Consider the following 13,738-nt stretch of genomic DNA (forward strand, 5'->3'; position numbering starts at 1 on the left):
AACCCAACCAACTCCCACTTGACACCCGGCCGCAGGTGGGCACCCCCCCTGGGGGGGGTGGTGTTCACCACCCGATTCCGCGCCGACACCACCTTTCCCGTTACTCGACGAAATCGAATTCGCCGGCCCGCACCCCCGAAACGAAGGCCCGCCACTCGGAGTGGGTGAACCACAAGGTCGGGCTGTGCCGATCCTTGGAGTCACGCACCGCTATCTGACCTTCGTGGTGGGCGACCTCGACACAATCGCCGCCACCATAGCTGAAGGTGCTCTTGAAGAACCTCGGGCCGCGATACTCGCCGCGAACCATGTTGCAGTTCACATTCATTCCTTCCCCCCGGAGCGCCACTCCCCATGGCCCTCGCGTGAATCACTTACACCGACCACACTGCTATCCGAACCACCTACCGCGCAACCGAATTCGTCCGGACTTGCCCGCCGCCGCTTCGATTTCCTCATAACCGCAACCCTACGGCGACCCACCGACAAATCCCGGCCTCGGCCCAACCCCCCGACTCCCGATCTTGGACCGCGCATTACCGGTGATAACCCCGCCCACCCGTAACGGGCCCACAAACCCGCCCGCTACGTTCGACTGCCCCTTCTTCCTACGCCATCCAGTTGCTGTGGCACAGTCATTTTCGGGTCCCCGCCCCCGAGGCTATGGGTTGGTCAAGCCCATTCCCTGGGCCAGGAGGGGCCAGGAGTCGTGGAGGGCCTGTTCCCAGTAGGGCCAGTAGTGGGTCCCGACGGGGGTGAACTGGTAGGTGGCCGGGATCGACAGGGCGTCGAGACGTGATTTGAGGTTGTGGGTGCAGCCGTTCACCGCGGCCTCGATGACCATCCCCAGGGCGAGCGTGGTGGGTCCGCCGGTGGAGAGGTAGTAGTGCACGTCGTCGGCGACGGGGATGCCGCTGCCACTGGAGATGTAGAGCTGTGTGCCGCGCAGCTTTTCGGCATTGATGACGGGGTCGTTGGCCGACCAGAGCGGGCTGTCGGCGGGGCCGTACATGTTCGCGGTGTTGCCACCGCCCCAGGTCTCGACCGAGAGTTTGACGAACTGCTGACCCATCGGGTCGGCGATCTGCGCGCAGCCGCTGTAGGCGGCGACGGTCTTCCACAGGCCCGGTTTGGCTTCGGCCAGCGCCAGCACCGAGGTACCGGACGTCGACAGACCGGTCAACGCGTTGAGCCCCGTCGAGTGCAGGGCCTCGTCGAGCAGAGGCGGCAGTTCCTCGGTGAAGAACGTCTTCCACTGGTTCACGCCCAGTTGCGGATCCGGCTTGAGCCAGTCGGCGTAGTAGCTGCCGAAGCCGCCGATCGGCTGAATCACATTGACCTGCTTATCGGCCAGCCAGGCGATCGCGTCGGTCTGGGTCTTCCAGTTCGCGGTGCCCTCACCGCCGTCGAGACCGTTGAGCATGTACAGATTCGGCGCGGGCGTCGACTCGTCGACCGGACGCTGCACATCGACGGTGATGTCCCGACCCATCGCCGCCGAGTACACCTTCAGACGCCAGGTCCGCCCGTCCTTGGTGAGCGAGGTGATGGCCGAGGGCTTCTCGGGTTCCGCCGCCCCGGTGCCGCTGAGCATGGTCAAGGAGAGCACGGCGGCGAGGGCGGAAACACCGGTCCGGACAACGGCCGCGCCACGCAATATCGAAAGTTTCATCGAAACGGTACGTCCCCGGGTGACGCAGAACCGTTACACCACAGCCATGTTCGGCGTCATCGGCCATTCTGCTGGGCGGCGCGGCGGAGCAGCACCGGATCGTGGGCGTTGACCAGAAGAAGACCGGAAGGCTCGGTGGTCCAGAGTTCGGTGAGCCGTTCGTGATTGGCCCGCACCCGCGACACATCCTGGGCGACGAAACGTTCCATGAGGGTCAGGGCCGGTGGCACACGGCCGGTGCCGTCGATCTGCCCGTGGTGGTAGAAAGCGTCGCCCGCGTGCAGGATCCACCGCTCGCCGACATCGATGGCGACCGCGGCGTGGCCCCGAGTGTGGCCGGGCAAGCCGATGATGACGAGGCCGGGCGCGATATCGGTCAGCTCCCGGGTGGCGGCGAAGCCGTTCCAGGATTCGCCGTCACCGGGAAGGTGGCACACCAGGTTCGGGTGGTGGTCACGTTGCGCGGGCAGGTACCGGCGCTTTTCGACATAACTTCGCGGGTGCAACGCCGCATCGGCTTCGTCGGCAGTGAGATGGACTCTGGCCCAGGGAAAGTCGGCCAGCCCGCCGACATGGTCGGCATCGAAGTGTGTGATCACGATGTCGCGGACATCGCGGGGGTCGAAGCCGAGCCCTTCGATCTGCCGGATAGCGGTCTCGTTCTCGTCGAAACGCGGCCGCACATAGAAGCGCGCCGGGCCGAAACGCCCCGCCGGATCGGCGATATCACGCAAGCCGAGCCCGCTGTCCACCAGTGCGAGACCGGTGGCGGTCTCCAGGAGCAGGACGTGGCAAACCAAACCCGCGGGCGTGCCCGGCGGATGCATGGTGCCGCAGTTGAGGTGATGGACCTTCATCCGAGTGCCTCGAGCATCGCGGCCATGGCGGCGGGATCACCACCGATGAGATCGGCGTCGATGGCCTGGATCGGGTTGCTGCCGTCCCAGTTCGCCGCGGCCAGCTTGACCAGGTCGAAGACGAACCGCTTGGTACCACCGACATCGGAGATCTCGATGACCGTGCCCGGATGATGCTCGGTCCGCAGGTAAGCGAATCTGCCGTCGGCCCCGCCGATCCGGCCTTCCTGCCCGACCGTGAATCCGGCCGCCAACGCGCGGTCGTAGAGCCCTTGATAATCGTCACTCCAATAGGCGACGTGCTGCACGCCCTCATGACCGGCATCGAGGAAGTCCCGGTACATCGACGGGGCATCGTTGGCGGGACTGATCAATTCGATCTGGATGTCGCCGCTGTTGGCGACCGCGACATCCATCACCAGCGCCGACGGCTCACTCTGATAGGTGAAGTCCTGTGGGCGGACACCGCGCAGGAAGAACCACGGACCGATCCCGCAGGCGACGAAATTGCGCATCGACGCCTCGATATCCCGTACGACATAACCGATCTGGGCGATACCGCCGAACAAGTTGGCCACCGGGTCGGGGGCGGGTGCCACGCCGGTGTGCGCGTCGGCGAACGACAACACCACCTTCCCGGTCGCCCCGTTGTCCCGTAGCCGCCGCGCCGCTGTGACGGCGTCGCCGACGGCGTGGACACTGTCAAGCTTGGGGACGATCTCGCCTGCCGCGACGGCGGGCAGCACCCGATCGGACAGTGCCGCAACGACATCACCGAGTTCGGTACGGGTGCGGATGCTGAAGGTGGTGCCGAGCAGACGCTGGCGGCGGAAGGCCACGGTATCGAGATCGAGGGTGGTCACCGCGCCCGCCAGTCGCCCGATACTGACGATGGTGCCGCCGATCGAGGTCGCGGCGGGCAGTTGCCCGAAGAGGTCACCGCCGACGTGATCGAGGGTGATGGTCGCGCCGGTGCCGTCGGTCGCCGCGAGCACCGCCGCGGTCAGGTCCTCGGTGGCGGTGTCGACCGCGATGTCGGCACCCGCCTCCAGCAGGGCGGCGCGCTTCCCGGCACTGGTTGTCGTGGCGATGACCGTACCGGCACCGAGAGCCTTGGCGATCTGGATACCGATCAAGCCGATCGAACTGCTGCCGCCGACGATGAGAACGGTGTCACCGGCGACGAATCCAGCCTGGGTGACCAGGGCGTCGTGCTCGGTGATGAGACCGACGGGCAAGGTCGCCGCGGCCTCGAACCCGAGGTGATCCGGGATCGGCACCAGCAACCGCGGGTGACACAGCGCGTAGTCGGCGAACGCGCCGACGGTGATCCCCATGACCCGGGTCCCGACGGGCAGGTGCGGCGCGAGCAGGCTGGAAGATTCGACGATGCCCGCGACCTCCATGCCGGCCACGAAGGGTCCTTCGCCCTGTGAGTTCGCGGAGTAGCTGCCTTCCAGCGCGTAGAGGTCGGCGCGATTGAGTCCGGCGGCCATCACCTGGACGCGGACGGCACCGAGTTGCTCCGGCAGGTCTCGGTTTTCGAGGATCCAGTCGGCTCCCCTGCCACCGACGAGCGCACGCATTGCCACGGTCCTTCTCCTGAGTTCGTTCGAGTCCGGCGGTCAGTCGCCGAGTTCGGGTGGGGTGGTGGTCAGCAGGCGCGGGTCCGGTTCGGTCCCGGCCGTGGCGAGAGCGCCGGCGAGAGCCCTTGCGAGGGTGAGCAAGTCGCGGGGGTTGCGTTTGTTCAGGCCGGCCAGCAGTTGTTTGAGGACGGTGAGCTGGTCGAAGTAGATGCGTTCGATGGCAAGGTGCTCGTGTTCGTCGAACACGAAGTACGCGGTCATTCTGGTGCGGTGGTGCGAGCCGGTCGGGGGGATCTTGCCCAGTGGGCCGAGATGGGTTCCCAGCAGCCAGAATTCGACGATCACCGCGTCGTGGCTGTGGCGTAGCGCGATGATCTCGTGGTCCTGGTCGGGGAAGGCGACGCGGGTGTCGTGGTAGTAGCCGCGGACCTCGCTGTCGCCGTCGTGCACGAGCATCGGGGCGATCAGCTCGTAGTGCGGGTGCGGGAACGTGGAAAGCGTTGCGTCCCAGTCCTGTGCGACCTCGTCGTGGAAGTGGTCGAGGACGAGCTTCTCCCGGGCACGCAGGACGTCTTCGGGAGGCAGGGTGAATCGTGACGACATCGGATCTCCTCGGAGCTGTGGCGTCGGACTCTAATATCCACAGCGTGGGTTTACTGGATCCCAGTTAAACCCACAGTGTGGATTAAAACAAGAGGGTGGGGCAGAATGGCCGCATGCCCAGCCCAGCTCCCCCAGCCCGCCGCGGCCGCCCGCCGAAAGGAGCCGGGCAGCTCACGCGCCTCCGCATCGTGGAGGCAACGCTCGAGGTCATCGACGGCGACGGCATCGATGCCGTGGGGATGCGTGCGGTCGCCCGGGTGCTCGAGGTCGATCCCAAGAGCCTCTACAACCATGTCGACGGCAAGGACGGGCTACTCGACGCCGTAGCCGAGCAGCTGCTGGGCTCCATCGAATTACCCACGCGCACCGGCGATCTGCGTGCCGACCTCCGCGCGATCGCGAACGCCTTCCGCAATCGCGCACTGGTGCACCCCGCCGCCGCAGCCTTGGTCCTGACCCGACAACTGGCATCCATGGCGGGGTTGGCCCCGATCCAGGCGGTCCTGGAGATCCTGCGCGCCGCCGGTTGCGCCCCCGCCGAAGCGGTACACCTGATGCGCACCCTGCTCGCCGCCCTCATCGGCACCGTGCTCCGCGAGGTGAACGCCGGTCCCGTCTACGGCACCAGTGACACCGACGGCATCGCCGCCCGTCAGACGATCCTGGAACAGTCGGGCCTCCCAGCGGTGATCGAAGCCGCGCCCTACTTGGCGCGGTTCGACAGCCAGGCCGAATTCGACTTCACGATCGACGTAGCCCTCGATGCGGTCATCGCCCGCATTTCGCCTACCCGCCAACGCTGAAGCCGCATGCCGCGACCGCCGATCCCACGGCTCCGGACGCTGCCGGGTCGACGATGATCGGCCGGGCCGTGGCCGGTAAAGTTGCCGGTCGATTGTCGGGATAACCCAGCGGTTGCTCTGGGTGGATGAATGCACTGGGCGTGGAGAGGTTCGATGGGTCGGGCGAATGCGCTGCACCTGACCCTGCTGGACGGGGTAGAGGCGCGGCTGGGCGGGCAGGCGCTCGCGTTGGGGCCGCCGCAGCGCCGCGGGGTGCTCGCGATACTGGGTATGCGGCGGCGGCAATGGGTTTCGGCATCGGCCCTGATGGACGCGCTCTACGCCGACGAGCCGCCGGCCAGCGGTAGTGCGGTGATTCAAACCCATGTCTCGGCGTTGCGCCGGGTACTGGAGCCCGGGCGGCCGCCGCGGACACCGGCGACCGTGTTGCTGTCGGGACACGGCGGCTACCAGTTGCGCATCGAGGACGATCAGACCGATATCGGAGTGTTCGACCGGTTGGTGACCGAGGCGGCGCAAGCCCGGCGCGCGGGCGAAGGGGAAAGCGCCGCACGACTCTATGCCCAGGCGCTCGCCCTGTATTCGGGTGAACCACTGGCCGCGATTCCGGGACCGTGGGCCGAGCAGCAGCGGGCCGCATTGGCGGAGCGGCGGCTGGCCGTGTCCGAGGACAGTCTCGAGCTCGCGGTCGGGCGGGGCCGGGCGGACGAGGCGATCGATACCCTCCGCTCGCTGACCGGAGCGCATCCGCTGCGGGAGCGGCTGCGCGCGATTCTCATGCGGGCCTTGGCCGATCGTGGACTGCGGTCCGAGGCCCTGGCCGTCTACCGGGATACCAGACGATTGCTGGTCGACGAGCTCGGTGTCGAACCCGGCGCGGAACTGCGCGAGCTACAGGACCGGATTCTCGCGGGCTGGGAGCCGCAGGCCGCCACGCAAACGCGACAGCGGACGGCAGTCGCGGCGACACCGGCGAATATCCCCGGCTCCGCACCTGATTCGAGCTCGCCGCAGCTGGTGGATCGCGATCGGGAGCTCGCGACGATCGGCACGCTGGAACGACGGGCGGCAGCGGGAGCGGGCGGACTGGTGGTCCTCACGAGCCGTCCCGGCTACGGGAAGACCGTGCTGCTCGACGAGATCGCGCACCGTTATCCGCACGCGCAGCGTATCGATCTGACGGCTACACACCAGGATCTGGCGAACGAACTGCTGACCCGGCTCGGCGACTCGATCCCCGGGGACGACACCGACGCGACAACGCTGACCGCACAAGTGCGTACCGCCCTGACAGTTCGATCCGAGGATGTGCCGCTGCTGGTGCTGGTCGACGAGGCGACCCGGATGGACGAGCGGTCGGCGCGAGTCCTCGCCGCCGTCTCCCCCGCGCTGCGCGCCGCGCGGACGCTCCTCGTGGTGGCGCTGGACGGCAGCTTCTGGGATCAACGCGTTGTCGACCTGCACAGCCGCCTGGAACCTCTTGCAGTGCAGGTGCTTCGACTGCAGCGGCTGAGCCCAGCCGCGATCGCCGGTCTCTACGAGCAGCGCACCGGACTCGTCTGCCCGCCGCTGTTGGCCGCGGAGATCGAGCACGCCGCCGCCGAGATACCGATGCTCGTCGATGCGCTGATCGCGGACATGGCCGAGCGCGCGGACCGCACCCACGTCCCGGACCGCCTGCTCGACGGCCGCTATTCGCGCGCGACCAAGCGTCTCCTGCACGGCTTTTCGCCCCGGGGCTCCACGATGATGCGGGCCCTGGCCGCCCTCCAGGAGTTCGAACCCGGCCTGGACACCCTCGCCGCGGCCTGCGACCAACCGCCCACCGAGGTCCGGCACCGCTGCGAATTGCTCACGGACGCCGGCATCCTCGCCGCGGCGGACACGCCTCGGATGCGTCATTCCTTGATCGCCAACACGATTCACTGGCTCAGCAGTCGCGAGGAGTCCGCACGGTTCCGCACCGCCGCCGCCGAGCACGGGCGCGGCACCGGCCATCCGGCCCGGCAGGTCGCCCGGTATCTGCGCGACCTGTGCGGCCCCGGTTACGCCCGCTGGACCGTGGTGCTCATCGACGCCGCCGAGGAATGCCTGCGCGACTGCGTCCTGCCCGAGGCCGTGCGCTGGCTGGAGCTCGCCCTGCGCATCTGCACCCCCGAGCAGCGCGACGAGCTGCTGGTGCGGCTCGGGCAGTTGGAGCTGTGGACGAATCCCGCTGCGGCGCGGGCACATCTGGACGACGCACTACGCGGTCAGCGCGCCCACGCGGCGGCCCCGACCGCGGCCGTCCCGCTGGCCTGGACCATGGCGATGCGCCACGAAGCGACGACGGCGATGCGCCTGCTCGACGCCGTTGTCGCCGAGACCGAGCCCCGGGATCGCGAATCCGCCGAGGAGATTCGCGCATCGATGTGGATGATCGCGGGCCTGTCCGCCTCGAGCTGGCGAGCCCTGGTCGCCGGGCTGCGCACCCGGCCGAACCCTGATCTGATCACTGCGGCGACCTTGACCTGGGCCGATGCCTTCGGTGTCCGCATCGATGCTCGCACGGCCGTGGCCCGGATCGCTCCCGAACACCCGGACGAGATGCTGCCCTGCCGACTCATCGGCCTGCTGGCACACCTGCGGATGTGGAGCGGCGACCTGCCAGCCGCACTGAATCTCACCGAACAGCGCGCCGACCAGCATTTCGGCACCATCGACACCTACCGGGTCATCCTGCGCTCGGAGGTGCTGCTGCGCAACGGCGCCTACCGCGAGGTGCTGACGGAATTGGGTCCGGTGCTGGGCGATATCGACGACGCGCTGGTCGTGCCGCCGGCCACCCTGGCCGCCCAGTACGCGCACGCGCTGATCGGCCTGGGCCGGCTCGAGGAGGCCGAACGCTGGCTGGATCGGCGCACCGCCCATGCCAACCCGGCGACCTGGGAATGGACCGTCGCCATTCACATTCGCGGGCTGCTGTGCGCCGCGCGCGGCGAATCCCGTGCGGCCGTCGGCCATTTCCTGGAATGCGGACGGCGGGTCGGCGCGGTGGGCATCACCAATCCGGCGCATATCGCCTGGCGCAGTGCCGCAGCGATGGAGCTGGTGCGCCTGGGTGAGCACGAGCGTGCCCGGGAACTCGCGGATGAGGAGCGGGCGCTGGCCGAGCGCTGGAATACTCCCGCGACCATCGGAAGGGCCATGCGCGCACAGGCTTCGGCAGCACCCGGCGGTCCCGACGCGCACCTGCTGGAGCGGGCCGTCGCTGTCCTACGCACCCAGGACAGCCCGGTCGAGCTGATCCCGGCCCTGATCGAGCTGGCCCGACTGCTGCGCACCGAGGGCGACCGTGCGCGGGCCTTGCTCGAGGAGGCTCGCTCGCTCGCCGACGAGATCGGCGCCGTACTCGAACTCGCCGAGATCGACGCCGCGCTCGACGATGGTTCAGACCTGCTGTCCTAGTGCGACTTCGGCTTCGGCCCGGTCCACGGGATGCCCGAGACCACCGAATTCGTGCAGGTCCCCGAAGACCTCGATGCGAATGGCGGACTCGATGCCACCCACCCGGACCGGATCGAATCCCGCTGCGGTGATCAGGGATTCGACGGCGAGTCCGGCGCTCTGGTCATCGGTGGCATAGAAACCGACGGCCCGCGTGGGAGTCCGGCGCGCCGCGGCGCTCAGCGAGTCGGCTCCGAGCGTTCCGAACGCCTTGACCAGCGCGGTATCCGCGGGCAGCAGTGCGGCGAGGAGCTGTCCGGAGGACTGGTCGGCGGCGATCGTCTTGACGAATCCACCGTTGCCGTCCGGGGCGATCGGGTTGGATGGATCGACAATGATCTTGCCGTGCAGGCGATCCCGATACTGCGCGACGAGTTCACGGATGGTGTCGAACCACACCGCCAGAATGATGATGTCGGCTTCATCGATCGCCTGATCGAGGGTTACGGCACGGGCGTGCGTACCGAGTTGCGCGGCCAGCCGGTCGGCGTCGGCCGGTTCACGCCCGGCGACGAGAACGTCGACGCCGCCGGTGACGAGATCGGCTGCCAGTCGGCTGCCGATAGTTCCGGTACCGATGATCGCGGTGGTGGTCATGGCTGTTCTCTCTCCTCGGGCTACTCGGTACAGGGCGGAGCGGTCGGCGGCCAGCCGGTCGCGCGGAGCGGTGATGCCCGGTGCGAGGCGCAACGGGTCGAAATCCAGATCGCGATCGGCCGTGCGGGTTTCGAGGGTCAATCGGCCCAAGGGCACGAGCTGCGGCGGATATGCCCACAGCGTGGTGGGGTCGTGCACCGGGTCGCCGGGCTTCGGTAGCCGGGCGTGGAGGGTCATACCCACGGGCAGTCGATCCAGTAGGTCGTCGGTCAGATATCCCGCGGGTCGATGCGCCGCATCGTCTGCCTCGAGCGGTGCGAGCTCGGCATCGGGATGCCATTCGAGCCGCACCCAGGTGTTCTCGCCGTCCGGCGCGGTCAGCCCGAACGCGTGAACGGCGTGATACCGCTGCCCGACATAGCTTGCGGGCGGCCGATTGTCGGCGGCCGCCAGGGCCGCCGCCGACTCGGGGTGCAGACTCCGGAACTCGTCCATGGCCTCCGGCCCGGCGTGGGCGGCGGTCAGGAATTCGATCATGTCCGCCCCGGTGCGGACGAAGAACACCGGCAGCGTGAACGCGATCAGATCGGTGGGCAGCGCGCCGGGCGGCGCGAATCGCACCGACAGGCCTTGATCGCCGGTGTCGGCATCGCGGGCATCGCCGTGGGTGCCGGAGAAGCGTGCGGTCACCGGAATATCCCTGCCGCAGAACAACTCCGCCGTGCTGAGGCGGGCCGCCTCGGGACCCGCCCGGAAGGATCCCGACACCGTCACGCCACGGTGGTGCAGCATCCGCTGCCCGCGCGGCACGGGTGTCAGCGCGGCCATCCGGGCGGCGATGTCCTCGGGGGTGGAAGTATCGGTCATTGCGAAAGATGCTCACCTGTCGTGGTTTTCGGATGTAGCCAGCCGTGCAGCAGCCTGGTCGCGGCGGGCAACGCGAGGAATGTCATCGCGAGGCTGAACAGGACCGTGAACGTGAGAGTGCGCACGATCAACGGCTGCGCGGACAGCACCGGGCCCAGCAAACCGTTGCCCAGCAAGGAGATCGGGAAGATCGCCAGCCCCGACGCCACCGCCTGTTTCCATCGCGGTGGCGCCGGGAGCGGCAGTTCCGCCGTCATGCCCCGCGTGGTGCGGGGTGGACCATGTGCTTGATCTCCTGGAATTCGCCCAGGCCGCGCAGACCGTTGAGACGCCCCATGCCGCTCTGCTTGTAGCCGCCTTCTTCGAACTGGTCGACGACCACGGCCCAGGTGTTGGTCCACACCGTGCCCGCCCGCAGCTCCCGGCCCACGCGCAGCGGCCGGTCCACATCCCGCGTCCAGATGCTTGCCGCCAGACCGTATTCGGTGGCATTGGCCCGCTCGATCGCATCCGCCTCGGTGGTGAAGACCTCGAAGGTGGCCACCGGGCCGAAGACCTCGTGCTGCACGATCGGCACGGTGAGGTCGGACACCTCGACCAGGCTGGGCCGGTAGTAGGCGTCGACGGCGTCGACGCTGGAGTTCACCAGTCCCCCGCGCTCGACGATGACGGCGTAATCGGCGGCTTCGGCCACCATCCGGTCCACCCGCTCGGCATTGGCGCGGTCGATCATCGGACCCATCTCGCTGGCCGGATCGTCACCCGGGCCGACCCGCACCGCCGCCAGGGATTTCGCCATCCGCGCACGCAGTTCGTCGGCGATGCCCTGCTGAGCCAGGATGCGGCTGCCGGTCATGCAGAACTGTCCGGTGAAGGTGGTGATCGCCTTGGTCAGCACCGGAACCACGGCCTCGAGGTCGGCGTCGTCGAAAACGATCATGGGGCTCTTGCCGCCCAGTTCGAGCGAGAGCGGCTTGAGCGTCGGCGCGGCGTTCGCCATGATGATCCGGCCCACCGCGGTGCTGCCGGTGTAGCTGACCACATCCACCTCGGGAGACGAAATCAGCAGCGGCGCACCGGTATTGCCGGACTCGGTGAAACAGTTCACCACACCGGCGGGCAGGCTTCGAGTCGCGGCGATGATCTCGTACAGCAGTCCGTTGACCAGCCCGGTCTGGCCGGGCAGCTTCATGACGACCGTGCACCCGGCGGCCAGGGCGGGCGCGAAGGAACGCACCGCGAGCACCACCGGAGAATTCCAGGGCGCGATCACCGCGGCCACACCGGCCGGTTCGGTCAGCGTCATGGAGTACAGCCCCGGCTTCACCTCGGCGGCCCGACCACCCTCGGTGAGGGCGAGCGCACCGTAATAGCGCAGCTTCGGGATCGTCAGATCGATCTCGAAGGCGGCTTCCGCCAGGATCTTTCCGTTCTCCCGCGCCAGCAGGGTGACGAGTTCGTCGCGGCGTTCGGCCATCCGGTCGGCCATTTCGAACAGGGCTCGGGCGCGCAATTCGCGGTCCCGTGACCAGGCTGTGGTCTCGAAGGCGCGCCGCGCGGCGGTAATGGCCGCGATCGCCTCCGGCTCACCGCCGTCGGCGAAGGTGCCGAGGGCCGCGCCGGTGGCCGGGTTGTAGGAAGTGCGTACCACGCCGCCGTCGGTCCAGCGGCCGTCGATGTAGTGGCGGGCGAGAAGATTCGTCGAAGACGACAAGAAGATGCCTTTGCTATCGGGAGGATTCGGTGAATCAGAGCTGGGCGGCGATGTGCTCGGCGGCCATGATCACGGTGGCATTGGTGGCGGCGCAGACGGCGTCGGGCAGGATCGAGGCGTCCACGACCCGTAGGCCGGTCAGGCCGCGGACCGCACCGAGCGCGTCCACCACGGCGGCGGCGTCATCCTCGGAGCCCATGGGGACGGTCGAGGTCGGATGGTGATAGGTGTCGAGCGTGCCGCGCACCGAAGCCGCGATCGCGGCCGGATCCTCACTGCCCGGGGTCATTTCGTGATCGACGAGGTCGGCCAGCGGTCCGCTGCGGCCGATGCGGCGGCTCAATGCCACACCCTCGAGCAGGCGACCGCGGTCGGCGGGATCGGCCAGGAAGTTCGGGTCGATCCGCGGTGCGACGCGTGGATCACGGCTGGTCAGGGTGAGCGATCCGCGCGAGTGCGGGCGGGTGAGCGCGACCGCGAGGACGAAGGCCGCGCCGGTCGGGCTCAGGCCCTGGTCGATGAGATGGGTGGCGGTGATGTGCAGGTCCAATTCGCCTGCCTCCGCAGCGGAACTCGCGGTCCACACCTTGGCCCCGATCACCGGTTCACCCGCGCCGAGTCGATCGGGATGTGCGGCATAGGCGTTGTAGTAGAACGGGTGGTCGTAGAGGACGCTGCCCACCGGGAGGTCCGCCACTACCGGAATTCCCAACCGTCTCAACTGATCCGCGGGACCGATGCCGGAGCGCAGCAGGATCGCGGCGCTGCCGAACGTCCCGGCGCACAGGATGACTTGTCCGGCGACGATCGATTCACCCTCCGCTGTGACGACGCCGACCGCATGTCTTCCACTGTTGTCCACCATGATTCGATCGACGAGCACATTTCCGCGCACGGTCAGATTCGCCTCCCGCACCTCATCGGTCAGGTAGGCCATGCCGGTATTGACCCGCACCCCGTCGACCACGTTCATCGGATACGGTGCGACGCCGTACGGCTGCGGTCCGTTGAAGTCATCGGTCGATGGAATTCCGCACGCCAGCGCGGAATCCACGAACGCGCGCTGCATCGGGCTGAGCTCCGCGCGGGTGAGCTGATGCACCGGCAGCGGCCCGCCGCGGCCGTGCCATTCGTCGGCGCCCGCCGTGGTGCGCTCCAGCTTCCGGAAGCTGGGCAGCACCTCCGGAAACGACCAGCCCTGCAGGCCACGGGCCGCCCACCGGTCGAAATCCGCGGGCAGGGCCCGCACCAGCACCGAGCCGTTGACCGCCGAACTGCCACCGAGCACCTTGCCGCGGTAGAGCCGGATCGGATGCCCGACATAGCCGGGCTCGGCGGAGTAGCCCCAATCGTGGCCGGTGTAGCCGCCCAGCAGGCTGCTCGAGGCCACGGTGTCCGGATAACCTGCGGCGGGGTACACCGGTCCGGCTTCCAGCAGCAGGACCCTTCGATCCGCGTTCTCGCTGAGGCGGGCGGCCAGCACCGCACCGGCCGAGCCGCCGCCGACGATCACCACATCGGCCAGAGTGTCTGACACGGCCGGAGTTTCCGAC

At 68.3% G+C, this 13,738-nt stretch carries 11 protein-coding genes; 2 read left to right on the plus strand and 9 right to left on the minus strand.

The genetic code is table 11. The annotated features are described in order from the left end of the window. Positions 1-100: 100 nt before the first annotated feature. The 5 genes from ACFXHA_RS12545 to ACFXHA_RS12565 form a co-directional block, all read right to left on the minus strand. Positions 101-322, minus strand: coding sequence for a DUF397 domain-containing protein (locus ACFXHA_RS12545; RefSeq protein WP_379355889.1), 222 nt, complete (start codon positions 320-322; stop codon positions 101-103). Between the two features lie 339 nt (positions 323-661). Continuing rightward, positions 662-1,672 (minus strand): alpha/beta hydrolase, encoded by a 1,011-nt coding sequence (locus ACFXHA_RS12550; protein WP_379355891.1) that lies wholly within the window; start codon positions 1,670-1,672, stop codon positions 662-664. 56 nt (positions 1,673-1,728) lie between these two features. Then, positions 1,729-2,529: an MBL fold metallo-hydrolase gene (locus ACFXHA_RS12555; protein WP_379355893.1), complete on the minus strand. Its 801-nt coding sequence runs from the start codon at positions 2,527-2,529 to the stop codon at positions 1,729-1,731. Then, positions 2,526-4,115 (minus strand): zinc-binding dehydrogenase, encoded by a 1,590-nt coding sequence (locus ACFXHA_RS12560; RefSeq protein WP_379355895.1) that lies wholly within the window; start codon positions 4,113-4,115, stop codon positions 2,526-2,528. The genes ACFXHA_RS12555 and ACFXHA_RS12560 overlap by 4 nt, the downstream gene beginning before the upstream one ends. Positions 4,116-4,154: 39 nt before the next feature. After that, entirely contained in the window at positions 4,155-4,718 is a 564-nt protein-coding gene (locus ACFXHA_RS12565; protein WP_379355897.1) for an ester cyclase, read from the minus strand. A 113-nt stretch (positions 4,719-4,831) separates the two neighbouring features. Here ACFXHA_RS12565 and ACFXHA_RS12570 point away from each other — a divergent pair, with 113 nt between their 5' ends. Continuing rightward, complete coding sequence (locus ACFXHA_RS12570) at positions 4,832-5,521, plus strand: TetR/AcrR family transcriptional regulator (RefSeq protein WP_379355899.1); 690 nt, start codon at positions 4,832-4,834, stop codon at positions 5,519-5,521. 153 nt (positions 5,522-5,674) lie between these two features. Continuing rightward, a complete protein-coding gene (locus tag ACFXHA_RS12575; protein WP_379355901.1) occupies positions 5,675-8,968 on the plus strand; it encodes a BTAD domain-containing putative transcriptional regulator in 3,294 nt (1,097 codons plus the stop codon). Here ACFXHA_RS12575 and ACFXHA_RS12580 read toward each other — a convergent pair. The 4 genes from ACFXHA_RS12580 to ACFXHA_RS12595 are packed head-to-tail and all read right to left on the minus strand — an operon-like array spanning position 8,951 to position 13,722. After that, the gene (locus ACFXHA_RS12580) at positions 8,951-10,471 is read right to left on the minus strand and encodes a catalase (RefSeq protein WP_379355903.1); all 1,521 of its coding nucleotides are present in this window, start codon (positions 10,469-10,471) and stop codon (positions 8,951-8,953) included. The two genes, ACFXHA_RS12575 and ACFXHA_RS12580, sit on opposite strands and share 18 nt — an antisense overlap. Beyond that, complete coding sequence (locus ACFXHA_RS12585; protein WP_379355905.1) at positions 10,468-10,680, minus strand: hypothetical protein; 213 nt, start codon at positions 10,678-10,680, stop codon at positions 10,468-10,470. The genes ACFXHA_RS12580 and ACFXHA_RS12585 overlap by 4 nt, the downstream gene beginning before the upstream one ends. A gap of 44 nt (positions 10,681-10,724) precedes the next feature. Further along, positions 10,725-12,185 (minus strand): aldehyde dehydrogenase family protein, encoded by a 1,461-nt coding sequence (locus ACFXHA_RS12590; RefSeq protein ID WP_379355907.1) that lies wholly within the window; start codon positions 12,183-12,185, stop codon positions 10,725-10,727. Between the two features lie 34 nt (positions 12,186-12,219). Then, on the minus strand, positions 12,220-13,722 hold the full coding sequence (locus ACFXHA_RS12595) for a GMC family oxidoreductase (RefSeq protein ID WP_379355909.1): 1,503 nt from the start codon (positions 13,720-13,722) through the stop codon (positions 12,220-12,222). Positions 13,723-13,738: the final 16 nt, after the last annotated feature.

The sequence above is a fragment of the Nocardia sp. NPDC059240 genome (assembly GCF_042753865.1).
Lineage (GTDB): Bacteria > Actinomycetota > Actinomycetes > Mycobacteriales > Mycobacteriaceae > Nocardia.

Coding starts and splice junctions, on each gene's coding strand:
- ACFXHA_RS12565 (WP_379355897.1), bottom strand. CDS start 4,718: ATGTCGTCACGATTCACCCTGCCTCCCGAAGACGTCCTGCGTGCCCGG.
- ACFXHA_RS12575 (WP_379355901.1), top strand. CDS start 5,675: ATGGGTCGGGCGAATGCGCTGCACCTGACCCTGCTGGACGGGGTAGAG.
- ACFXHA_RS12555 (WP_379355893.1), bottom strand. CDS start 2,529: ATGAAGGTCCATCACCTCAACTGCGGCACCATGCATCCGCCGGGCACG.
- ACFXHA_RS12550 (WP_379355891.1), bottom strand. CDS start 1,672: ATGAAACTTTCGATATTGCGTGGCGCGGCCGTTGTCCGGACCGGTGTT.
- ACFXHA_RS12580 (WP_379355903.1), bottom strand. CDS start 10,471: ATGACCGATACTTCCACCCCCGAGGACATCGCCGCCCGGATGGCCGCG.
- ACFXHA_RS12570 (WP_379355899.1), top strand. CDS start 4,832: ATGCCCAGCCCAGCTCCCCCAGCCCGCCGCGGCCGCCCGCCGAAAGGA.
- ACFXHA_RS12560 (WP_379355895.1), bottom strand. CDS start 4,115: ATGCGTGCGCTCGTCGGTGGCAGGGGAGCCGACTGGATCCTCGAAAAC.